This window comes from Sphingopyxis sp. BSN-002, from assembly GCF_022024275.1.
Taxonomy (GTDB): domain Bacteria; phylum Pseudomonadota; class Alphaproteobacteria; order Sphingomonadales; family Sphingomonadaceae; genus Sphingopyxis.
In genome coordinates, this window is the sequence record NZ_CP091804.1 from 3,536,985 (window position 1) to 3,557,883 (window position 20,899).

General features: G+C 65.1%; 21 protein-coding genes. 9 read left to right on the forward strand and 12 right to left on the reverse strand.

Features of this window, described 5'->3' with window-relative positions; translation table 11 throughout:
* Nucleotides 1-35: 35 nt before the first annotated feature.
* Nucleotides 36-533 carry a hypothetical protein gene (locus L7H23_RS17510; RefSeq protein WP_237837145.1) on the reverse strand — a complete coding sequence of 166 codons (498 nt, stop codon included), beginning with the start codon at nt 531-533 and terminating at the stop codon, nt 36-38.
* A gap of 164 nt (nt 534-697) precedes the next feature.
* Here L7H23_RS17510 and dnaN point away from each other — a divergent pair, with 164 nt between their 5' ends.
* Together dnaN and L7H23_RS17520 are read left to right on the forward strand one after the other, a co-directional pair.
* Entirely contained in the window at nt 698-1,813 is a 1,116-nt protein-coding gene (dnaN, locus tag L7H23_RS17515; RefSeq protein ID WP_237837146.1) for a DNA polymerase III subunit beta, read from the forward strand.
* A gap of 2 nt (nt 1,814-1,815) precedes the next feature.
* Nucleotides 1,816-2,202, forward strand: a complete 387-nt coding sequence (locus L7H23_RS17520; protein ID WP_237837147.1) for a hypothetical protein — start codon at nt 1,816-1,818, stop codon at nt 2,200-2,202.
* An 18-nt stretch (nt 2,203-2,220) separates the two neighbouring features.
* On the opposite strand, the gene L7H23_RS17525 is transcribed toward L7H23_RS17520, so the two are convergent.
* A complete protein-coding gene (locus tag L7H23_RS17525; protein WP_237837148.1) occupies nt 2,221-3,561 on the reverse strand; it encodes a sorbosone dehydrogenase family protein in 1,341 nt (446 codons plus the stop codon).
* 173 nt (nt 3,562-3,734) lie between these two features.
* Between L7H23_RS17525 and L7H23_RS17530 the strand changes: the two genes are divergently transcribed.
* Nucleotides 3,735-3,950, forward strand: coding sequence for a hypothetical protein (locus L7H23_RS17530; RefSeq protein WP_237837149.1), 216 nt, complete (start codon nt 3,735-3,737; stop codon nt 3,948-3,950).
* A gap of 3 nt (nt 3,951-3,953) precedes the next feature.
* Here L7H23_RS17530 and argC read toward each other — a convergent pair whose 3' ends face one another.
* The 3 genes from argC to L7H23_RS17545 form a co-directional block, all read right to left on the reverse strand.
* Entirely contained in the window at nt 3,954-4,874 is a 921-nt protein-coding gene (argC, locus tag L7H23_RS17535; protein ID WP_237837150.1) for an N-acetyl-gamma-glutamyl-phosphate reductase, read from the reverse strand.
* A 4-nt stretch (nt 4,875-4,878) separates the two neighbouring features.
* Nucleotides 4,879-5,823: a C40 family peptidase gene (locus L7H23_RS17540; protein ID WP_237837151.1), complete on the reverse strand. Its 945-nt coding sequence runs from the start codon at nt 5,821-5,823 to the stop codon at nt 4,879-4,881.
* Nucleotides 5,824-5,909: 86 nt separating this feature from the next.
* On the reverse strand, nt 5,910-7,313 hold the full coding sequence (locus L7H23_RS17545; protein ID WP_237837152.1) for a leucyl aminopeptidase family protein: 1,404 nt from the start codon (nt 7,311-7,313) through the stop codon (nt 5,910-5,912).
* A 54-nt stretch (nt 7,314-7,367) separates the two neighbouring features.
* Between L7H23_RS17545 and L7H23_RS17550 the strand changes: the two genes are divergently transcribed.
* Together L7H23_RS17550 and L7H23_RS17555 are read left to right on the forward strand one after the other, a co-directional pair.
* Nucleotides 7,368-8,198: a DUF4163 domain-containing protein gene (locus tag L7H23_RS17550; protein ID WP_237837153.1), complete on the forward strand. Its 831-nt coding sequence runs from the start codon at nt 7,368-7,370 to the stop codon at nt 8,196-8,198.
* Between the two features lie 12 nt (nt 8,199-8,210).
* Nucleotides 8,211-8,393: a DUF3008 family protein gene (locus L7H23_RS17555; protein ID WP_237837154.1), complete on the forward strand. Its 183-nt coding sequence runs from the start codon at nt 8,211-8,213 to the stop codon at nt 8,391-8,393.
* 3 nt (nt 8,394-8,396) lie between these two features.
* On the opposite strand, the gene L7H23_RS17560 is transcribed toward L7H23_RS17555, so the two are convergent.
* Complete coding sequence (locus L7H23_RS17560) at nt 8,397-9,926, reverse strand: NAD(P)/FAD-dependent oxidoreductase (protein WP_237837155.1); 1,530 nt, start codon at nt 9,924-9,926, stop codon at nt 8,397-8,399.
* 191 nt (nt 9,927-10,117) lie between these two features.
* Between L7H23_RS17560 and L7H23_RS17565 the strand changes: the two genes are divergently transcribed.
* Complete coding sequence (locus tag L7H23_RS17565) at nt 10,118-11,242, forward strand: DUF47 family protein (RefSeq protein WP_237837156.1); 1,125 nt, start codon at nt 10,118-10,120, stop codon at nt 11,240-11,242.
* Nucleotides 11,243-11,257: 15 nt separating this feature from the next.
* Entirely contained in the window at nt 11,258-12,271 is a 1,014-nt protein-coding gene (locus tag L7H23_RS17570) for an inorganic phosphate transporter (RefSeq protein ID WP_237837157.1), read from the forward strand.
* A gap of 6 nt (nt 12,272-12,277) precedes the next feature.
* Here the strand turns inward: L7H23_RS17570 and L7H23_RS17575 are convergent, their stop codons facing one another.
* Entirely contained in the window at nt 12,278-12,937 is a 660-nt protein-coding gene (locus L7H23_RS17575; RefSeq protein ID WP_237837158.1) for a hypothetical protein, read from the reverse strand.
* Between the two features lie 23 nt (nt 12,938-12,960).
* Complete coding sequence (locus L7H23_RS17580; protein WP_237837159.1) at nt 12,961-14,442, reverse strand: DUF4403 family protein; 1,482 nt, start codon at nt 14,440-14,442, stop codon at nt 12,961-12,963.
* A 241-nt stretch (nt 14,443-14,683) separates the two neighbouring features.
* On the opposite strand from L7H23_RS17580, the gene L7H23_RS17585 reads away from it, so the two are divergent.
* Complete coding sequence (locus L7H23_RS17585; RefSeq protein ID WP_237837160.1) at nt 14,684-16,252, forward strand: hypothetical protein; 1,569 nt, start codon at nt 14,684-14,686, stop codon at nt 16,250-16,252.
* Between the two features lie 6 nt (nt 16,253-16,258).
* Here L7H23_RS17585 and rimO read toward each other — a convergent pair whose 3' ends face one another.
* Nucleotides 16,259-17,629 (reverse strand): 30S ribosomal protein S12 methylthiotransferase RimO, encoded by a 1,371-nt coding sequence (gene rimO / locus L7H23_RS17590; RefSeq protein ID WP_237837161.1) that lies wholly within the window; start codon nt 17,627-17,629, stop codon nt 16,259-16,261.
* Between the two features lie 19 nt (nt 17,630-17,648).
* A complete protein-coding gene (locus L7H23_RS17595; protein ID WP_237837162.1) occupies nt 17,649-18,368 on the reverse strand; it encodes an alpha/beta hydrolase in 720 nt (239 codons plus the stop codon).
* A gap of 64 nt (nt 18,369-18,432) precedes the next feature.
* On the opposite strand from L7H23_RS17595, the gene L7H23_RS17600 reads away from it, so the two are divergent.
* Complete coding sequence (locus tag L7H23_RS17600; protein WP_237837163.1) at nt 18,433-18,759, forward strand: DUF423 domain-containing protein; 327 nt, start codon at nt 18,433-18,435, stop codon at nt 18,757-18,759.
* On the opposite strand, the gene L7H23_RS17605 is transcribed toward L7H23_RS17600, so the two are convergent.
* Both L7H23_RS17605 and L7H23_RS17610 read right to left on the reverse strand, forming a co-directional pair.
* Nucleotides 18,756-19,811 (reverse strand): potassium channel family protein, encoded by a 1,056-nt coding sequence (locus L7H23_RS17605; RefSeq protein ID WP_237837164.1) that lies wholly within the window; start codon nt 19,809-19,811, stop codon nt 18,756-18,758. The genes L7H23_RS17600 and L7H23_RS17605 overlap by 4 nt on opposite strands.
* Nucleotides 19,808-20,878, reverse strand: a complete 1,071-nt coding sequence (locus L7H23_RS17610) for a M23 family metallopeptidase (protein WP_237837165.1) — start codon at nt 20,876-20,878, stop codon at nt 19,808-19,810. The genes L7H23_RS17605 and L7H23_RS17610 overlap by 4 nt, the downstream gene beginning before the upstream one ends.
* Between the last annotated feature and the right edge of the window lie 21 nt (nt 20,879-20,899).

Consider the following 20,899-nt stretch of genomic DNA (forward strand, 5'->3'; position numbering starts at 1 on the left):
AAGTGTCTGCCGTCCTGCATCTTCGGAAAAGCTCGTCAGCGGATGCTTGCGCATCCCAGCGCAGCGGCATCGATCGCTGTCGCCGCGCCGCGCAGGCGATAGGTGTCGGCGATGGCGCGTCCCGTATCACTGCTGCTCTCGACGCTCATGCTCGGTGCCGATCGCATCGCGGCGATGATCGCGGCGTCCATCCGGGCATCGCTCGCCCAGCCGTGGACGCCGTTGCCGGTCAGGATGAAGCGGCGGCTGCCGACGGTCAGGCGCAGTTCGCGCCCCGGCGCGCGCGTCTTTGACAGGCGGACGTAAAATTGTCCGCGGATGCGCGATTTCGGCCAATAGCCGACGCTGGCATAGGCCTTGACCTGCGGCGTCCCGATCGTCGCCGAGGGCGCGGCGATGGCATAACAGCGCGGGGTGGCGGGCTCGCGGAACGCCCCCCAGCCATCGAAAATGCCGAGCGCGGTCCGCGGCGCGGCAAGCGCCGTCGCGGGTACCGCCGCTGCGATCAGGAAAAGGAAGGCCTTGCGCCGCATTCCTCCCGTTTGCGCGATTGGGGATGCTTTGCAAGCATGGCTTGCACGGCGCGTGGCGCACGTTAAGGAAGGTGGACATTTTCGGGGGACGGGATTCGGGGCGAAATGCCCGCCCCGCCGGACTCTCAGGGACTTTTCCCGCACTACAGGGATGATGTGACAATATGAAAGCGACGATCGAACGTGCGGTGCTGCTCAAGAGCCTCGGCCACGTCCAGTCCGTGGTCGAGCGGCGCAACACCATTCCCATCCTGTCGAACGTCCTGATCGAAGCCGACAGCAGCGGTCAGCTGAAGCTGATGGCGACCGATCTTGACCTGCAGGTCGTCGAAACGATCGCCGCCAAGGTCGAAACGCCCGGCACCACCACGGTTTCGGCACACACGCTGTTCGAAATCGCGCGCAAGCTGCCCGAAGGGTCCGAGGTCAGCCTTGCGGCCGCCGAAGGCAAGATGCAGGTCAAGGCCGGCCGTTCGAACTTCAATCTGCCGACGCTGCCGCGCGACGATTTCCCGGTGATCGCCGAGGGCGACCTGCCGACCAGCTTCGAGCTCCCCGTCGCCGAACTCGTCCAGATCATCGACAAGACGCGCTTCGCGATCTCGACCGAGGAAACGCGCTATTATCTGAACGGCATCTTCTTCCACGTCGCCGAGGATGCGACGGGGCCGGTGCTCAAGGCTGCGGCAACCGACGGCCACCGTCTCGCGCGCTACACGGTGACGCGTCCCGACGGCGCCTCGACGATGCCCGACGTCATCGTCCCGCGCAAATGCGTGGGCGAGATCCGCAAGCTACTCGACGAAGCCGAAGGCAATGTCGAGATCAGCCTGTCGGCCTCGAAAATCCGCTTCCAGCTCGGCAATGCGGTGCTCACCTCGAAACTGATCGACGGGACCTTCCCCGACTACAGTCGCGTCATTCCGACTGCGAACGACAAGCTGCTCAAGGTCGATCCGAAGAGCCTGTACCAGGGCGTCGACCGCGTTTCGACGATCGCGAGCGAGAAGACCCGCGCAGTCAAGGTCGGCATCGACAAGGATCGCATTACGTTGTCGGTGACCAGCCCCGAGAATGGCACCGCCGCCGAAGAGGTCGCGGCAGCCTATGACAGCGATTCGATCGAGATCGGTTTCAACGCGCGCTATCTCAGCGATATTCTGGGCCAGGTCGATGGCGACACCGTCGAGCTTCACCTTGCCGACGCCAACGCACCGACGCTGATCCGCGAGAGCGAAAAAAGCCCCGCGCTTTACGTTCTCATGCCGATGCGCGTCTGACGATGCGTATCGTGCGTCCGCTGTTCGTTGCAGCCTTGGCCTTCGGCCTCGCAGCACCGGCAATGGCCCAGTCGGCGCAGGATGTGGCCGATGCGCGCTGCATTCTGGCGTTCAACATGTTCCAGACCCGGGTCGGCGACAAGCTGACCGAGTCCGACAAGGCGATCTTCGACAGCTTTGCCACCTATTTCGTCGGCAAGATCCGCGCGCGGTCGCCTGCGGTCGACATCTCGGCGCTGATCCCGCCGCCGGTCGTCCGCCAGGTCCAGAATGATCTCAAGACAGAGGTCACGCGGTGCAATGCCGAGACCGCAATCATCTCGACCAGCCTCGAACAGGTTTCGAAGGCTCTCACCGCGACGATCGAAGCGAACAAGAACGGCGGCTGAGGCCGCGCGGGCCGGGGCTTACCCGGCCTTTGCCACCCGCCAGATCGTGTTGCCCGTGTCGTCGGCGACCAGCGCGCTGCCGTCCTTCGCTACCTTGACGTCGGCCGGGCGGCCGCGGGTCGTCTTGCCGTCCTTGGCAAGGAACTGGTCGAGAAAGGTGACGGGCAGGGCATCGACCGGCTTGCCGTTCGCGCCGAACTTGACGAACACGACATCATAGCCTGCGACGGGTTCGCGGTTCCACGAACCATGCAGGGCGATCAGCGCGCCGTTCGCCCAGCGCTCGCCGAGATTCAGTTTGTCGGTGAAGGTAAAGCCCAGCGGCGCGACATGGGCGCCGAGGCCATAGTCGGGGCGCTTCACATATTGCCGGCGATCCTCGGCCTCGGGTTCGACCCGCGGGTCGATGAACCCGCCCCAATAATACCAGGGCCAGCCATAGAAATCGCCCTCGTCGACGTCGGTCAGATAGTCGGGGACCAGATCGCTGCCGAGCATGTCGCGCTCGTTGACGACGGTCCACAGCTGGTTGCTGCCGGGATAGAAGCTGAGGCCGACGGGATTGCGGATGCCCGCAGCGAAGGTACGGACATATTTGTTTTCGGGCCGGACTTCGAGCACGCTGGCGCGGCGGGTTTCGTTGCCCATGCCCTTTTCGCCGATATTCGAATCGGCGCCGACGCCGACATACAGCCACCCGTTCGGCGCCGCCGCGAGGCTTTTCGTCCAGTGGCGGTTGGTGCCGCTGGCAGGCAGGTCGACAATCTTCGTGCCCTTGCCGCTCATCTTCGTCTCCCCCTCGACATAGGGGAACGACAGGATGGCATCGGTGTTCGCGACGTAAAGCGTCTTGCCGACCAGTGCCATGCCATAGGGTGAGTTGAGGCCGGTGATGTAAGCCGCCTTGACCTCGGCCTTGCCGTCGCCGTCGGCATCGCGGAGCAGGGTGATGCGGTTCGCCGACTTGCCGCCGGCGCCGGCCTTGCTCATCAGGCTGCCCATGACCTTGCCCTCGATGCCCGAGCTGTCGCGCGGCGGGCTCTGGGCTTCGGCAACGAGGACGTCGCCGTTCGGCAGCACCAGCATCGAGCGCGGATGGTCAAGCCCCTCGGCGAAGCGACCGACGGTCAACCCCTGTGCGGCGCGCGGCGCCTGTCCGGCGGGCCAGCTCGTCGCCTCTGGGACGTTCATAGTCGGCAGCACTTCCGACTTCTGCGACGCCATCACCGGCACGCGGCCGCTGAGTTCGGCGGTCGAGAAGCGCGCCACGTCGGGCCGCGAAAGGACATAGAATGTGACGCCGCCCGCGACGATCAGGACGACGAGGGCGATGCCGGCATATTTCAGGATTTTGCGCATGGGCGACAGTCTTACACAGGCTTGCAGCGGCTGCAAATGGGCGATTGCGGGCGCCTGATGGTTAATCGGGTGGCGCCGTCGATTAACCTTACCGGCGCGTTCATTACGCTCGGGAACGCGGCGGTGAGGGGGGGCTGTCTAGAAGAGTTGCAATGCAACGGGCCGGGGACACCATGCAACTGCCAGCACCTTATCTTGCCGATCGCGGTGCGGTCGACGATGCGCATGCGATGATCCGCGAGCATGGCGAGGAAGCCGGCTTCGCTGCTGCCGCGCGTGCAGAGCAGTATCGCGTGCTCGGCAATCACATCCATTTCGCGCGCTGGCGCCAGATCGAGCGGCTGATCACCTATCTGTCGATCGACGTGGCGCTCGACACCGTCCACTGACGATCAGAGCCGCAGGCCCGCGGTTTCGGGCAATCCCGCCATGATGTTGAGATTCTGGACGCACGCGCCGCTTGCGCCCTTGCCCAGATTGTCGAGCCGCGCGACGAGCCGCAATTGCGTGCTGTCGGGGCTGGCGTAGAGCATGAGCTCCATCCGGTCGGTCGCAGCGTCGCTCTTGCGCAGCAGCAATTCGCTCTCGTCGCCGGCACGGCGGACGCTGACGAGCGGCGACCCCTCGAAATGCGCCGCGAGTGCATCGAAGGCCGCGTCGGCCATCGGCGTATCGAAACCCAGCGGAACCTCGACGAGCATGCCCCGATAGACGGGGACCACTGCCGGAGCGAAGATCGGAGCGTGCGTCAGGCTCGCCCCCTTCGTCATTTCGGGCACATGCTTGTGCGCGAGGTTCAGTCCGTAGCTGCGGAAGCCGATGTCACCGTCGGCCTCGAAGCGCGCGATCAGTTCCTTGCCGCCGCCCGAATAGCCCGACACCGCATTGATGCTGAGCCGCGCGTCGCGCGCGACGATGCCGGCGGCGACCAGCGGCGCGACGAGCGCGAGGAAGCCGGTCGGATAGCAACCGGGGTTGCTGACGCGCTTCGAAGTTGCAATCTCATCACGCTGCACCGCGCTCAACTCGGGAAAGCCGTATGCCCAGTCGGGCGCGACGCGGTGCGCGGTCGAAGCGTCGATGATCCGCACATCGGGGTTGGTCACCATAGCGACCGCCTCGATCGCGGCGGCGTCGGGCAGGCAGAGGATGACGAAATCGGCACCGTTCAACGCCTCGGCGCGGCGCGCGGCGTCCTTGCGCTCGGCGCCGGGCAGGGCGATCAGCGAAAATTCGCTCCGCCCGGCAAGCCGCTCGGCGATTTCCAGGCCCGTCGTTCCCGCCGCGCCGTCGATGAAGACCGTCTGTGTCATTGGCTTATCGCAGTCGCTTATAGCCGCTGACCGGGACCTCATTGCCCTTGGCGGCCGAACGCTTCGCGACTTCGGCGAGCGGTTCGACGCGCACTTCCATCCACTGGCGGCTCGCGTGGATGATATTGTCGTTGTCGGCCATGATGCCGACATGGCCGGGGAAGAAGACCAGATCGCCGCGTGCCAGATCGGCGCGCGCGATATCCTTGTCGGCGCCGAGCGAAGCAAGCTGCAGATCACTGTCGCGCGGCAGCTGGATGTCCGCCGACGCCCAGGCGAGCTGGACGAGCCCCGAACAGTCGATGCCCTTCGCGGTACGGCCACCCCAAAGATAGGGCGTGCCGACCATCGCCTCGGCGACAGCGGCGGGATCATCATGTTCGGCGCCGACCTCGACGAGCGCGGCGAGCGGCAGATAGCCGTGCGCGGTCTTCAGCCATTCGCCTTCGGCTTCGCCCATCACCAGCGCGCCGCGCGGCAGGACAGCCGGGCCGCCGCTGGCGGCGTCGGGGTCCGAGTGCAGCATCGCCTCGATCATGTCGACGCGGTGGGTCGGCGCGATCGGCGTGCCGAGCGCTTCGGCGGCGAGATAGCCGACATAATGATCGGCGAGGCAATATCCCCACGCCCAGCCGCCGGTGAGGTCGAGGAGCGCGAAGCCCTCGCCGAACAGTAGTTCACTCGTCTGCTCGGCGTCGAGCGACGGAGCGCTGCGCATGACGGCCGCCGGCAGAACGCCGCTCATCATCATCGGCGCGGCATAATGCGGCGCAAAGTGGGTACCGGCGACCGCGATATCGGCCAGGTCGGGACGGATCGCAACGATGCGCGGATCGAACGCCTGCGACGTACCGCTCAGCCCGAAGCGGTCGCGGCCCTGCCCGGCGACGCCGGGGCGTCCCATCCGCACGCGGTTTGCCGCTGAATTCTCGCCACTGTTCGCTGTCACTTGTCGTCCTGTAAGAAACCGTTTTCCGCGCCGGGCGGACAATCGCGGCGCATTAGACCAGCGGACCCCGCTTTATCAAGTTTTGTTCAATTTTTCCCGCGCCGGTCGTAACGCGCCTGCAGCATCGCCCAAGCGGCGCGGAGGCCGAGCGCGGCACCGCCCTTCGGTCGGCCATGCTTCGCCGAAGGTCTCCATGCGAAGGTGTCGAAATGCGCCCAGGGCGTGCCTTCCGGGACGAAGCGTTTCAGGAACAGCGCCGCAGTGATCGATCCGGCAAAGGGCGAGCTTCCGGCATTGCCGAGATCGGCGATGTCGGTTTCTAGCAGATCCGCATAGCCGTCCCACAGCGGCATCCGCCACAACGGGTCGTCGCGTTCGGTGCCACCCTTCAGCAGATCGTCGGCCAGCGCATCGTCGTTGGCATAGAGGGCAGGGAGGTCGGGACCGAGCGCCACGCGCGCAGCGCCGGTGAGCGTGGCGAAATCGACGATCAGTTCGGGCTTCTCTTCGCTCGCTTTCGCCAGCGCATCGCCGAGCACCAGACGGCCTTCGGCATCGGTGTTGCCGATCTCGACCGTCAGCCCCTTGCGGCTTTTCAGCACATCCCCCGGCCGGAAGGCGTCCGCCGAGATTGCATTCTCCGCGGCCGCCACGAGGCAGTGCAGCCGCACCGGCAGCCCGCTCGCCATCACCAGTTCGGCGAGCGCGAGCACATGCGCCGCGCCGCCCATATCCTTCTTCATCAGCCGCATGCCCGACGCCGGCTTGATGTCGAGCCCGCCGCTGTCGAAGCTGATCCCCTTGCCGACAAGCGCGACGCGCGGATGACTGTCCTTGCCCCATTCGATCTCGATCAGCCGCGGCGCATGATGCTTCGCCGCGGCGCGCCCGACCGCATGGATCATCGGATAGCCCTGCTCGAGCGCTTCGCCCTTGGTGACGGTGACCTTGGCGCCATGCGCCTTGGCGATCTTTTCCGCCGCCTTTTCGATGGCCGCTGGCCCCATGTCGGCGGCCGGCGTGTTGACGAGGTCGCGGACCAATTCGGTCGCGCGCATCTCGGCGACCACCGGCGCGATCGCGCCGACATCGGTCGTAAGCAGGACCCGCGGGCCCTTCGTCGGCGGGTTCGACTTATAGGCGTCGAAACGATATTGCGCGCTCAGCCAACCGAACAGCGCCTTGCCCGGTTGATGTCCTTCGACGCGATAACGGCCCTCGGGCAAAATCTGCGCGAGCTTGGCGAGGCACCAGGCCGTCAGGCTGCCGATATCGGCGACCGTCGTAACGACCGCCCACCGCTCGGGATCGTCGCCGGGCAGGATCGCATGGACGAACGCATCGGGCCGGAATCCGACCGCAGCGAGGTGCGCGCGTTCGCGCGCGCTGCGCGTTTTGAGCCACGCGTCATAGCCCTTCTTGTCGACGAGATGGATCGTGCGCGCATCCTGTCCCTTGTCGGGCTGGATCAGGTCGGAATAGTCGGTCATGCCGGGGTGCTAGGCCTCCGGGGATATTTTGTCGATTCCCCGCGTTATTGGGTCATGACGTATCGAACTGTCGCCGTGATCTTTCCCGTGCTGGTCCTCATGACGGGTTGCTCCGACAAGGCCCCTGCCGAGGCCGACAAGGCCGAAAGAGTAGCTGCTGCTGCCGTCCCGGGCGCCCCGCCGGATGGTGCTGCGGACGAGCGGGCGAAGAACGCGCCTGCCTCGAACGTCAGGGAAACCGGCGACCTGATCGATTTCGCATACGCCTATCCGCGTGAGGCCGCGCAGATACCCGAACTCTCCAAACTTCTCGATGCGGACCGCGAAGCCAAGCGCTCGGCACTCGTCGGGGCGGCTGAACGCGACAAGGCAGCCTCGGCGAAGGGAGACTTTCCCTATCACGCGCACAGCCATCTGCAGAAATGGCTCCGCGTCACGAACACGCCCCGGTTCCTGAGTCTCTCGGCCGAAATCGAGACCTATATGGGCGGCGCGCACGGCATGACGAGCTTCGAGACCTTGCTGTGGGATCGCAACAAGCGGCGAACGCTGAAACCTCTCGACCTGTTCACCAGTCCCGAAGCGTTCGACGCGGCGATCCGGGAGGATTTCTGCGCACGGATCAGGCAGGCGAAGGCTGCGAAAGGTATTCAGACGCCCGACGAACCGGGAAGCCCGTTCAGCACATGCCCACCAGCCTCGGCGCAGACCGTCTGGCTGGGCTCGTCCGACGGCCGCTATCTCGACCGGATGACGATTGCGATCGGTCCTTACGAGATCGGGCCGTTCGCCGAGGGCAGCTACAAGATCAACGTGCCGGTGACCGCGGCGCTGGTTCGCGTCGTAAAGCCCGGGTTCGCGCGCGATTTTCTACCCGTCAACTGAAGGAGACAGGCTATGCCCGCCACATCAAAGGCCCAGCAGAGAGCCGCCGGCGCCGCGCTTGGCGCCAGACGCGGCGATACCCCCAAGTCAAAGCTCAAGGGTGCGTCGAGGCAGATGGCCGACAGCATGACCGAAAAACAGCTTGAGGACTTCGCCAAGGGCTCGATCAAGGGCAAGCCCGGCCACGTCGGCTGACAATTATTCGGCGGCTTCGAGCTCTGCAACAGGTGCCGCCTTCGCCGCGGTACCCGCGTTGGTGAAGGTCAGCACGCCATCGGCGATCGCGCCGGTCTTCATGTCGACGCGGTCCTTCAGATAGTTCTGATTGAGCCGCCATGGCAGCTGGTCGGCATTCTTCGGCATGATGTGCAGCGACCGCTGGATATAGCCTGACGAGAAATCGAAGATATTCTCTTCGGTCAGGCTCGCCGGGTCGGCGAGCGCCGGCGTCGCGATGGTGGTGCCGGTCTGCTGCATATGATTGAGCACACGGCACACATATTCCGCGACGATGTCCGCGCGCAGCGTCCAGCTGGCGTTGAGATATCCGAAAACTGCCGAAAAATTCGGCACGTTCGAGAACATGCACGCCTTGTAATAGAAGTGCTGGCTCCAATCGACGGTTTCGCCATCGACGCGCACCGGAATCTTGCCGGCGACGGCGAGTTTAAGGCCGGTGGCGGTAACGATGATGTCGGCGTCAAGGTGCTTGCCCGACTTGAGCTGGATGCCGGTTGCGTCGAAACGCTCGATATGGTCGGTAACGACGGACGCCTTGTCGGCCTTCATCGCTTCGAAGAAATCGGCGTCCGGTACAAGGCACAGCCGCTGTTCCCACGGATTATAGGGCGGGGTGAAGGACTCGGCGTCGTATCGATCGCCAAGGTTCTTCTTCAGCTGTTTGGTCAGGAAATCGCGGACCTTCTCGGGCTTGTCGCGTGCCTTCTGGAAGACGATGTCCTGCATCTTCACATTCTTGAATCGCGTGATCTTGTAAGCGAGTTCGCTCGGCAGGATCTTGCGCAGGAAGTTCGCGAAGGCATCCTTCGCGGGGCGGATCGCATACCATGTCGGAGTGCGCTGGAGCATCGTGACATGGGCGGCGCCCTTGCCGTCGCCCTTTTCCGTCATCGACGGGACGATCGTCACGGCGGTAGCGCCCGATCCGATCACGACGACCTTCTTGCCAGCATAGTCGAGATCTTTGGGCCAGAATTGCGGATGGATGATCTGGCCCTGGAAGTCCTCGCGACCGGTGAACTGCGCGTCGAAGGGCTCGTCATAGTCGTAATAGCCAGAGCCGAGGTAGAGCCAGCGCGCGGTCGTCGTCGACCTTGTGCCGTTGTCGTCTTCCATCGTCACGGTCCAGCGCGCCGAAGTGCTGTCCCAGTCAGCCCCGACCACCTTGCTGTTGAAACGGATTTTTTCGCGAATCCCGCGTTCGTCGACGATGCGGTTCAGATATTCGAGGATGGCCGGGCCGTCGGCGATCGACTTTTCATGCTTCCAGGGCTCGAACACGAAACCGAGCGTGTGCATGTCGCTGTCGGAACGGATGCCGGGATAGCGGAACAGGTCCCACGTGCCGCCGAGGTCGGAGCGGCGCTCGGCGAGGCCGAAACTGCGGCCCGGCGAATACATCTGCAAATGCACCGCCATGCCGATGCCCGAAATGCCTGCGCCCACGATCAGGACGTCCTGGTCCACCGGGCTCGCCGTGCCTGCCATGATTTCGTCTCCCATCTATCTTTAGGGTGCAGCTTACGCACCACGTTGCATTTTGCAATCGAATTGACGTTTACGGAAAGCGCCGCAGCGGCAGAGCGCCATTGCCGCTGTCACAATATTGTCATAGGGGCATCGGGACTTTGCAATCATCTGTCGCGGGGGGCGCGGCAGGGGGTAATTGAACGGAAATCATGCGGCAGATCGCGGTTCTTCCCTATCGATTCGGCGGTGCGGACAAGGATGGTCCGACCGAAATCCTGCTCGTCACCTCGCGCGGCACCGGCCGCTGGGTGATTCCGAAGGGCAATCCGCTCACCGGCCTCGACAGCCATGCGTCGGCGGCGATCGAGGCGGAGGAGGAGGCCGGGGTGCTCGGCGCCGTATGCCCGACCTCGATCGGCAGCTATCAGTATCGCAAGCGGCGCGCCAATGGTGCCGCGATCATGTACAATGTCGAGGTGTTCCCGCTCGCGGTAACGCGCGAACTCGGCGAATGGAAGGAAATGGACGAGCGCGAGAGGCGCTGGTTCCCGCTCGATCAGGCCGCATCGTCGGTCGACGAGCCCGATCTTCAGATGATGATCCGGTCGTTCGGCGACCGCGGCTTTCGCGCCGCGGCGCGGCGGTCGGGCGTCGTTTTCAATGTTGCGGAAAAGACAGGGGTCAATCGCATGTTTGCCTGGTTCCAGCGCCTGCTTCCCAAGCAGGGCAATTTCTTCGAGCTGTTCGAAGCGCATGCGGCGACGCTTACGGCGGGAGCCGAAGCGTTGGCGCGGATGCTTCAGGGCGGCGAGGGCATGGCCGACCATGTGCAGGAGATCATCGAGCGCGAGCATGACGCCGATGCGATCACGCGCGAGGTGCTGCAGACCGTCCGTCGTACCTTCCTTACCCCGTTCGACCGCAGCGCGATTACCGACCTGATCGCCTCGATGGACGATGCGATCGACGAGATGCAGAAGACGGCGGGCGCGGTCGACCTTTACGACGTCACCGAATTCGAGCCCGAAATGCGCGATATCGCCGGGATCATCGTCGATGCCGCGCGCCTCACGGCCGAGGCTCTGCCGCTGCTGCGCAATATTTCGGCGAACGGAGCACGCCTCCACGAGCTGACCGAGCGGCTCGTCCGGATGGAAGGCCATGCCGACGACATTCACGCCGCGGGGCTCAAGCGCCTGTTCAAGGAGCATGGCGAGGCCAACCCGACGCGCTTCCTGATTGCGCGCGAACTGTTCCGTCACCTCGAACGCGTCACCGACAGCTTCGAGGATGTCGCGAACGAAATCGACGGCCTGGTCATCGACCACGCGTAAGCGGGGGCCTTCCCGATGCACGAACTCGCTTTCCCGCTCCTCGTCGGCCTGATCATCCTCGCACTGGCGTTCGATTTCCTGAACGGCCTGCACGACGCCGCGAACAGCATCGCGACCGTCGTCGCGACGCGGCTGCTGCGCCCGGTGCAGGCGGTGATCTTCGCTGCCTTCTTCAACTTCGCCGCCTACTTCCTGTCGCTCGCCTTTCCCGAGCTGCACAAGGTCGCCGAGACGATCGGGAAGGGGATCATCGACAAGGATCTGGTGACGCCCGCGGTCGTGTTCGGCGCGCTCGTCGGCGCGATGTTCTGGAATGTCGTGACGTGGCTGAAGGGCATCCCTTCGTCGTCGAGCCACGCGCTCGTCGGCGGGATCGTCGGCGCGGGCGTCGCGCATGCGGGGTTCGAGGGGATCGAGTGGACAGGACTCAACAAGACCGTGCTCGCCATCTTCCTGTCGCCGATGCTCGGCATGCTGCTCGCGATGCTGGTGATGCTGATCAGCAGCTGGGCATTGCGCCGGGCCAGCGCGAAATTCGCCGAAAGCACGTTCCGGACGCTGCACCTCTTCTCGTCGGCAGCCTATTCGCTGAGCCACGGGCTCAACGATGCGCAGAAGACGATGGGGATCATCACGGTCCTCCTCTATTCGACGGGCTATCTGACCGGCGAGTTTCACGTTCCGCACTGGGTGGCGATCAGCTGCTATATCGCGATCGGTCTCGGCACGCTGTCGGGCGGCTGGAAGATCATCGAGACGATGGGCGGCCGCATCACCAAATTGTCGCACCATCAGGGCTTCGCCGCGTCGACCGGCGGCTCGATCGTCGTGTTCACTGCAAGCCTGCTCGGTATCCCCGTCTCGACGACACATACGATCACCGGCAGCATCATCGGCGCCGGCGTCGCCCGCCGTGCGAGCGCGGTGCGCTGGGGCGTCGCGAGCAACGTCGTCGCGGCGTGGTTCATCACGATCCCGGCGAGCGCCGTCGTTGCCGCCGCCTTTTACGCTCTGACGCGGCTGTTCTGATCCGGATCAGCCGGTGCAGCGCGCCAGCAGCCCGGCAAGCCGGTCGATATCCGCAGGAGTAGAGCCCATCACCTGTATCGATCCGCCCGTGATCGGTTCGTTGATATTGGGTTCCATGATGATCTCGCCATCGACGCGGACGGCAAGTTGATGCCCTACGTTGGCGGCCGTCAGCGCCGCGAGGTCGGCCGCGGCGGCCTTGCCGAGCGTGATCTGCAGCACCTCTTCGCCGTTATATTCTTCGACCGCCTTGCGCGTTTCGACCGGCCCAGCGCCGCATAGCGGCATCGTCCCGACCCAGGCACCGCTGTTGTACGGCGCCGAATGGGCGGCGAAGGCGCGATCGAGTGTGTCGAGACGCTGCCTTGCCGTTTCCAGCATGATCGCGGAACGGCGGCAGCGAGGACGCGGTCCATATTCGCGTTCGGCCACCGCCTGCCGACCCCAGAGGCCGCCGACCTTTCGCCGCAGTTCGATGAGGCGCTGGTCAAGGACCTCGATCTGCCCGGCCCTCGCTCGGGCAATACAGGCACCGGCATCCTCGACCGCGCTTTGGGCGTCGGCGAACGCACTGGCGATCCCGGCCGGAGCGGGCGTGGTCGCGCTGGCCGTCGTCGGCAAGGCCAGCGATGCGACTATGGCGGTTACCCCGCTCAGCCTGTTCAAATGTCCATTCCTTCCGGTTTCGTCTATCGGCGCGGACGATAGTCCACGCTCGCGCCGCCGGTCAGTCGTACCGGCAGATAGAGTCCGTTGCCATAGGCCCTGATCTCGCCGGTCTCGAAGCCGTCGATATGCGTGCGGATGACAAAAGCACCCTCGCGCCGCTGATCGACCGCCCGCCGGATCTTGCCTTCCAGTTCGGTGAGGTCGCGGGTGAAATTCTGCGTAAGGGCGTCCGCGATCAGTGGTGCGAAGCCTTCGCTGCGGCCCAGCAGGATCAGCAGGTCGCCGCCGACCCCGTCGGTGTCGCCGTTGACCACGATTTGCGTAAAGCGGACGGTCGCCGATCCGGCTTCGTTGACCGGCACTGCGGTCATCCAGATGCGCCCGCGGGTGGGTGCCCCGCTTCGCGCCTCGAGCTTGGCCTCGACGTCGGCGCCGACCGCGATCCGCCCGCCCGGCGCGCCATAGACCGTCGACGGCCCGAATTTGACCATCATCGGTCCCAGCTTCGGCAGCACGAACGGCCGCATCGCGCGCTTTGCCAGCGCGCGGTCGATCACCGGCTGGAGCTGCGCATAGTCGGCGATCACGGGCACGCGGATGTCGAGGTGCGGGCGCGGCGTATCGCGCACCAGCTTCGGTAATGGCGTCGGCTTCGGGTCGTGGGGGCGGTCAGACACGAAGGTCTCGGTCACCCCCTCGATGCCGAGATTCAGATTGATCCGCGTTCCGTCGAGGCGATACCCGCCATAAAGAATGCGCTGCGGCGTCACGCGCATCCATACGGGCGGCTTTTCGCGATTGAGTTCGAGCACGGTAAAGGCCTGCCGCCAGATGTCGGTAGCCTGACCCCGGATATTGATCCTGCCGATCTCGCGGTTCACCTCGCGTTCGACGTCGCGGATCACCGGCGCCAGCTTTCCGTCGGCCTGGTCGGTGAAAGTTATTCGTTTGCCCAGGAAATCGATCCCCGGGGCCTTCGTCCAGCCATAGCCGATCCGTGCCTTGCCCTGCATCCGCCAGTCGGATGTCAGGTCGATACGGATGCGTGCGTGGACGAGGGCCGATCCGGTTGCGGTCTCGCCCTTGAAAACCCCGCCGACATCGCGCGCAGCGACCGTTGCGTGGATCGGCATGTCGATGACGATCTCGTTGCCTTCGCCCCGAAAGCGCAGGGCGCCGCGGGTAACCTGGCCGACGATCGTGCAGGGAATGGCGGGTGTGACCTTCACGCGCTTGCCGAAGACCTTGACCCGCTGCGGCGCGACGCATGCTTTCTCGCGCTGGTTTATTGCCCACAGTGTGCGGGGTATCGCCCGTTCGAGTTGCTGCTTCAGCGGCGCGATGTCGGCATTTATGGGCACCGCGATAAGCGAGCGCTGGCTGGGCATCGGTGCGACGTCGTCGGCGCGGGGAGGGGCCTCGGCTCCCCCTTTTGCCGGGTCGCAGGCGGCAAGGGTGATTGCGAAAAGCAGTCCTGCTGTCAGCAACGGGATGATACGCATGCAATGCCCCTGCCGCGGTCCACTGAACATTATAACAGCAATGGCGCGCAAGTCGTTCCTGCCGATGACCGAAATCGCATGGCGCCCCGTGGTCGGGCTGCGGACATTCGCGGGTCAGTCGGCCAAGGCAGAAGTGCGGCTCCGTTTCGGAGGATGAATGCCGGTGCCCCCGACAATGGCGCTTGGCAGCGTGGCGGAGGTCCGGCACATTGGCTTGGTCAGGGGTAGAAGGGGGCGTGTTTTGGGTCGCAGGAACGATGTCTTTCGGCGCGCCGCGTTTTGCGCGGCAGCGGCTGCGCTTTCCGTGTTTCAGGCGCGGGCCGAGCCGGCGCCGAAGATCAATTATACGACGTACAGTGACGAGCAGCTGGCGGTCGAACTGGAAACCGCGCTCAAGTCGGAGTCTCCCGATTGGTGCGGGGTGTTGGAACCGCTGACCCGGCAAATGGAAACGCGTGGCACGTTCGACCGGCGGGTAGGCGTACTCGCGGTCTATTCGGATATGGTTTGCGCCTATGAAGAGGAAAGGTGGGCCGATGCCTATCAGTTGATGGGCGTCGTCGAGCGCCGCATGGGGCGTCCGCTGGATTTTCCGATGTCGATCCTTATCCTCCAAAGGGCCGGCCGCGACGAGGTCGCCAAGGACAGGTTTCTCGCCTTCGTCGATGCCGCCGCCGCGAAGGGCGTGACGCGGGAGCAAAGCCTGTTCGTATGGGATTTCGCTCGCGGCTACGCCAAGGCGAAGCAGCCCGAACGGCGCCTTGCATTCTTCCGGGAACTGCTGAAGCCTGAACGGCGCGAGAAATTCGATATGCTGACGGTCGAAGGGATGGCGTCCGAGCTCTTCAAATGGGAGGTGGAGGCGGGGAATGTCGACGCCGCGCGAGTGCTTTTGCCCGAACTGACTTCACCGATTACCGTTCTTTCGACACTCGGTGATCGCCGTTTTGCGGCGCTGTGGCCCGATATCGAAGCGCGCGCCGGAAAAAATATGGCGACTGTCATCAACGCGCTGGTCGATCGGCGGAAGAACTGGTTCGATGCCGATCGCGAGAATGACGAGGCGCTCAAGGAATTGGCCGAGGCCTATGTTTATGCGGGGCGCTTCGACGATGCGGTCGCGCTCGTTTCATCACGCGAACCCGCCGCGGACGCCTATGGGGCGCTGACCGAGGACATGGCTTGGGCGCTGAGCGCCAAAATACGGGCGCTCGACGCCACCGGCCGGCGCGCCGATGCCGACGCCATCTACGAACGCATGGCGTCGGTCGATCCGGGTGACGGTAAGGGGTGGATCGTCAATTTCGTTATCAATCGCGCTATCCGGCTGGTCGGGATCGGCGAAAACGAGCGCGGCCTGATTGCGACCGATACGGCGGGCAAAATCGCCGAGAATCATGGCAACGACTATGCCCGGGCTCTGGTGCGCAGGACCCGCATCTGTGCGCTCGCCGGACTGGGGCGCAACGACGAAGCAAAGGCGCTGCTTGCCGAGGCAGTCGCGCATAGCGATGATTCGCCGTCATCTGCCGTTCAGGCGATGCTCTGCGTCGGCGCAAATGACGAGGCCGCGAAGGCTGCAAATGCAATGCTCGCCGACCCGGTACAGGCTGGCGAGATGATCGAGGATATGCAGCCGGCTGATTTCTCGCTCTATTCGAACGAGTCCGTTTTGCCCAACGCGGAGACAAGGCTGCGCCGGCGGCCCGATGTCGCGTCGCAGTTCCTGAAAGTTGCGCGTGACATTCCGCGCGACTTCGTCCCGCTTTTCAGCCTTCGCCGGGCCGAGCACCGCGCGGCGACCCCGTAAACCCGGTCAGGCGGTCACGACCCCGAACAGGTCGTGCTCGTCGGCATCCTCGATCTCGACGTCGACGATATCGCCCGCTTTCAGCGTCGCCGCGACGTCACGCAGATAGACATGGCCGTCGATCTCCGGCGCGTCGGCCTGGCTGCGGCCGGTGGCGCCGATGCTGCCGTCGTCGTCGGCTTCGCCAACTTCGTCGATGATCACGGGGAGCGTGCGGCCGATCTTGGCCTCAAGCTTCGCCGCGCTGATCGCGGCGGTTTTGGCCATGATGCGCTGGTAGCGCTCTTCCTTGACCTCTTCGGGCACCGGATTGTCGAGCGCATTGGCCTGCGCGCCCGCGACGGGTTCGAAGCGGAAGGCGCCGACGCGGTCGAGCTGCGCTTCGTCGAGCCAGTCGAGGAGATACTGGAAATCCGCTTCGGTCTCGCCGGGGAAGCCGACAACGAAGCTCGAGCGTATAGAGATGTCGGGGGCGATCGCGCGCCACGCCTTCAGCCGTTCGAGCACCTTCGCCTCGTTCGCGGGGCGCTTCATGCGCTTGAGGACGCTCGGGCTTGCGTGCTGGAAGGGGATGTCGAGGTAGGGCGTCAGCAGCCCTTCGGCCATCAGCGGGATGACAGCGTCAACGTGCGGGTACGGATAGACATAGTGAAGGCGCGTCCACGGCGCGCGGCCTTCGCTGGTACGGAGTTGGCCGAGTTCGCGGGCGAGGTCGGTCATATGCGCGCGCACCTCGCGGCCGTGCCACTGGCGCGGGTCGTGCTTGATATCGACACCATAGGCCGAGGTGTCCTGGCTGATCACCAGCAGTTCCTTCGTGCCCGCAGCGACGAGCTTTTCGGCCTCGCGCAGTACCGCGTCGATGCGGCGGCTGACGAGTTTGCCGCGCAGGTCGGGGATGATGCAGAAGGAGCAGCTGTGGTTGCAGCCTTCGCTGATCTTCAGATAGCTGTAATGGCGCGGGGTCAGCTTCAGCCCGCCCTCGGGGACGAGGTCGATGAAGGGGCCTTGCGTCGGCGGCGCGGCATCATGGACGGCGTCGACGACCTGCTCATACTGATGCGCGCCGGTGACCGCGAGGACGTTCGGGAAACGCGCGCGGATGACCTCGGCCTCGTTGCCCATGCAGCCGGTGACGATGACGCGGCCGTTCTCGGCCATCGCTTCGCCGATCGCTTCGAGGCTTTCTTCCTTGGCGGAATCGAGGAAGCCGCAGGTGTTGACGAGCACGACGTCGGCGCCCGCATAGTCGGGCGAGAGGCCATAGCCGTCGGCGCGCAGCTTGGTGAGAATCCGTTCGCTGTCGACGAGCGCCTTCGGGCAGCCGAGCGAAACCATGCCGACCTTCGGCTGGGTGGGGAGGGTTTTGACTGTCATGATTGGCGGCGCCCCTAGTCTATTTTTCGGGCTTTGTCACGCCTGCCAATGTGTCCGCGATGATCCGCCACACCCGCGGGGCGATGCCGAGGCCGAGGTGGGTGACGTCGACCTTTATGTTGCGGGCCTGCGGGTTGTAGATGTCGACCGCGATATCGGGGCCGACGATGCCGTCGCGGTCGGAATAGATAACCGTGAGAGGCTGGGTCAGACCCTTGAGGTTGCGCGCATGGATCTCGCGCTCGATGGCGTCGAAATCGCGCCCCGCGAAGCGCTGCGCGAGCGCGGTATATTTGGGGCCGCCTATTATGGGCGTGCCCATCGTGATGATCTCGCGGACGAGATGCGGATAGGCGCGAGCGGTTTCGCGTGCGATCACCCCGCCGAGGCTCCAGCCGATCAGCGTCAGCGGCGCGCCGCCGGTCTTTACCCATTCGATGGCTTGCGCCGCGAAGCGTTCGACATCGGCGGCGACGCGGCCGTTGTTGCGGCCCATGCCCCAGTCGCGGACGTGATAGCCGAGATGACGCAGATACGCCTCCAGCGGCCGCATCGACAGCTCGCTCGCGCCATAGCCGGGGAGGAGGGCAATCGGGCGCCCGTCGCCGCCCGGCGCGCCGATCAGATGATAGCCGCCAAGGCCGAAGCGGATCATGTCGAACGGCAGCGCGAACTCGCCGAGCGTCGCGAGCTTGCTCGGCGGTTTCAGCCCTTCAGGAAGCGGAACGTCGCGGGGCATCGCCTTCTCCCTCTTGCCGCCCTATAGCTTGGCCGATTGCAGACATTTAGGGAAGGGGACGCGGGTGATCGGCGTATTGGCGGCAGTTTCGGCGGCGATGGCGGTGGCGGCGGGCGCGTTCGGCGCGCATGGCGCCGCGGGGCCGCAGGAGGCCGAATGGCTGCGCACTGGCGGGATGTACCAGCTCGTTCACGCGGTCGCAGCGCTCGCGATCATGGGCTTCGCACGCGGCCCGGCGATCACCTTGCTGATCGGCGGTGCGATCTTCTCGATCACGCTCTATGCGATGGCGCTGGGCGCGCCGAAATGGTTCGGCGCGATCACGCCGATCGGCGGCACCTTGCTGATCGTGGGCTGGCTCTGGGCTGCCTGGCTTTACTGGCGCGCCTAATCGGCTTCGCACGTTTCGCAGTTGATGACCTCGACGATCATGTCGCCGGGTTCGAGCTTCTGCACTTCGGGTTCCCAGAAGCCATAGGGTTTGCCGGCACGGTAGATGCGGAGACCACGCCCGCCGCTCGCTAGCTGGTCGAGGCTGCGGCCGATCTCCTCGGCACTGACCTTGCGTTCGCGCAGCTGCACCTTGCCGCCGACCGCCGCGAGGTCTGCCATATAGTCGGCGACATGCGCGCCCTGCGCCGATCCGGCGAGAAGCAGGCCGGTGAAGCTGACCGGGTTGATGACATTGTTCGCACCCGCTTGCCGCGCGAGCAATTCATTGTCCTGCGCGCGGATGACGACGCTGATCGGTACATGCGGCGCGAGGTGGCGGACGGTGAGCACGATCAGGATCGAGGTGTCGTCGCGCCCCGCCGAGACGAGCACAGAATGCGCCTCGGCGATCCGCACGTCGACGAGCGTGTCGTCGTTCGACGCATCGCCCTCCAGCACGTTGCAGCCTGCGGCTTCCGCCGCGTTGATGCGGTTTCGCGCCTGATCGATGACGACGATGCACGACGGATCGGTGCCGCGCGCGATCAGTTCGCGGACGGCTTCCGCGCCGCTGGTCCCATAGCCGAGGACGACATAATGGTCGGTGAGCTTTGCCTGAATGCGGGCCATACGCCATTTATCCCATGTGCGCTTGATTGCGAATTGATAGGCGGTGCCGACGAAGATGAAGAGCACCGCAATGCGGATCGGGGTGACGATCACCGCCTCGATCAGTCGCGAGCGGTCGGACACTGGCGCGATGTCGCCGAAGCCCGTCGTGGTGACCGAAATCATCGTGAAATAGACGACATCGAGAAAGCTTATCTGGCCGTCGTGACTGTCCTTGAGGCCCGCGCGGTCGATCCAGTGGACGAGTACGACGATCGCGATCAGGAAGAAGGCGAGGCCAAGCCGCGCGGTGAGGTCGGCCCAGATCGGCCATTTCGCGGCGCGACGGAGGGTGTGAAAGCCGCTCTGGAGCGAGAGCTTGGGGTTGCGTTTCTTGCTCATCGCGCAGGCAACTGTTTCAGCGGGTCGACCGGGGTGCGGTTCTTGCGGAGCTGGAAATGGAGCTGCGGGGTCTGCACCTGACCGCTCGCGCCCGACAGGCCGATCACGTCGCCCGCCTTCACCGCCTGTCCGCGCCGGACGTCGATCTGCCCGGCGTGGCCATAGGCGCTGACCCAGCCGCTGCCATGGTCGATCAGGATCAGCCCGCCATAGACGGCGATCTGGTCGCCGGCATAGGCGACGACGCCGTTCGCGGTGGCATGGATCGGCGTACCCTTCGGCGCGGCGATGTTGATTCCGTCGTTGACCTTCCCCGGCGCGAGCGGGCCGAACTTGCCGATGATCTTGCCCGTGAGCGGCCAGACGAAGCGGCCGGTAAAGGCCGCAGGCGTGGCGATGGCCGTCGTCACCGGCTTTCGGGGCGCGGCGCTGGCGACCGCGGCGGCGCCCTTCGGCCCGAGCGCCGGCTGGCTGCCGGTCGCGATATCGTCGATGTCGAGCCGGAAGGCTTTGGCGCGCGAGGCGAGGTCGACGGTTGCGGGAGGCTGCGGCACCGCATGGCCCGGCAGGCGCAGTCGCTGGCCGACGCGCAGGATATAGGGCTCGCTGAGCGCGTTGACCGTAATCACCTCGCCCCAGTCGACGCCATAGGCGCGCGCGATGCCGATCCCGGTCTCGCCTGCCGCAACGCGGTGATAGAGCCCGGCGGGAATGCGGAGCTGCTGTCCGGCGCGGAGCGTGTACGGCGCCGCGAGGTCGTTCTCCATCGCGATCGCTTCGGAACCGGCGCCGCTCATCTCGCCGATCGAGCGGAGCGTGTCGCCGGGGCGCACGGTGTAGCTGGTCGCGGTCACTTGCCTTGCGTTGGTCGCGACGGGTTTCAGCGTCCAGGTCGGCTGTGCATCTCCGCCGACGACCCCGACCGACTGGCGCTCATAGTCGGATGCGACCGGTTGGTTCGCTGATTGCGGCGCGGCGGGGCGGGGCGCCGGCGCGGTCGAAGCGGGAATGCAGCCCGCCAGCGTAGCGCTGGACGCAAGCAGTAGAAAATATCGTGACGGCCCCATGGCATTCCTTTGCCAAAGCAA

What these genes read in the sequence shown, in the direction of transcription:
- L7H23_RS17510 (WP_237837145.1), bottom strand. Translation starts at nt 533, where the DNA reads ATGCGGCGCAAGGCCTTCCTTTTCCTGATCGCAGCGGCGGTACCCGCG.
- dnaN (WP_237837146.1), top strand. Translation starts at nt 698, where the DNA reads ATGAAAGCGACGATCGAACGTGCGGTGCTGCTCAAGAGCCTCGGCCAC.
- L7H23_RS17520 (WP_237837147.1), top strand. Translation starts at nt 1,816, where the DNA reads ATGCGTATCGTGCGTCCGCTGTTCGTTGCAGCCTTGGCCTTCGGCCTC.
- L7H23_RS17525 (WP_237837148.1), bottom strand. Translation starts at nt 3,561, where the DNA reads ATGCGCAAAATCCTGAAATATGCCGGCATCGCCCTCGTCGTCCTGATC.
- L7H23_RS17530 (WP_237837149.1), top strand. Translation starts at nt 3,735, where the DNA reads ATGCAACTGCCAGCACCTTATCTTGCCGATCGCGGTGCGGTCGACGAT.
- argC (WP_237837150.1), bottom strand. Translation starts at nt 4,874, where the DNA reads ATGACACAGACGGTCTTCATCGACGGCGCGGCGGGAACGACGGGCCTG.
- L7H23_RS17545 (WP_237837152.1), bottom strand. Translation starts at nt 7,313, where the DNA reads ATGACCGACTATTCCGACCTGATCCAGCCCGACAAGGGACAGGATGCG.
- L7H23_RS17550 (WP_237837153.1), top strand. Translation starts at nt 7,368, where the DNA reads ATGACGTATCGAACTGTCGCCGTGATCTTTCCCGTGCTGGTCCTCATG.
- L7H23_RS17555 (WP_237837154.1), top strand. Translation starts at nt 8,211, where the DNA reads ATGCCCGCCACATCAAAGGCCCAGCAGAGAGCCGCCGGCGCCGCGCTT.
- L7H23_RS17560 (WP_237837155.1), bottom strand. Translation starts at nt 9,926, where the DNA reads ATGGCAGGCACGGCGAGCCCGGTGGACCAGGACGTCCTGATCGTGGGC.
- L7H23_RS17565 (WP_237837156.1), top strand. Translation starts at nt 10,118, where the DNA reads ATGCGGCAGATCGCGGTTCTTCCCTATCGATTCGGCGGTGCGGACAAG.
- L7H23_RS17570 (WP_237837157.1), top strand. Translation starts at nt 11,258, where the DNA reads ATGCACGAACTCGCTTTCCCGCTCCTCGTCGGCCTGATCATCCTCGCA.
- L7H23_RS17580 (WP_237837159.1), bottom strand. Translation starts at nt 14,442, where the DNA reads ATGCGTATCATCCCGTTGCTGACAGCAGGACTGCTTTTCGCAATCACC.
- rimO (WP_237837161.1), bottom strand. Translation starts at nt 17,629, where the DNA reads ATGACAGTCAAAACCCTCCCCACCCAGCCGAAGGTCGGCATGGTTTCG.
- L7H23_RS17595 (WP_237837162.1), bottom strand. Translation starts at nt 18,368, where the DNA reads ATGCCCCGCGACGTTCCGCTTCCTGAAGGGCTGAAACCGCCGAGCAAG.
- L7H23_RS17605 (WP_237837164.1), bottom strand. Translation starts at nt 19,811, where the DNA reads ATGAGCAAGAAACGCAACCCCAAGCTCTCGCTCCAGAGCGGCTTTCAC.
- L7H23_RS17610 (WP_237837165.1), bottom strand. Translation starts at nt 20,878, where the DNA reads ATGGGGCCGTCACGATATTTTCTACTGCTTGCGTCCAGCGCTACGCTG.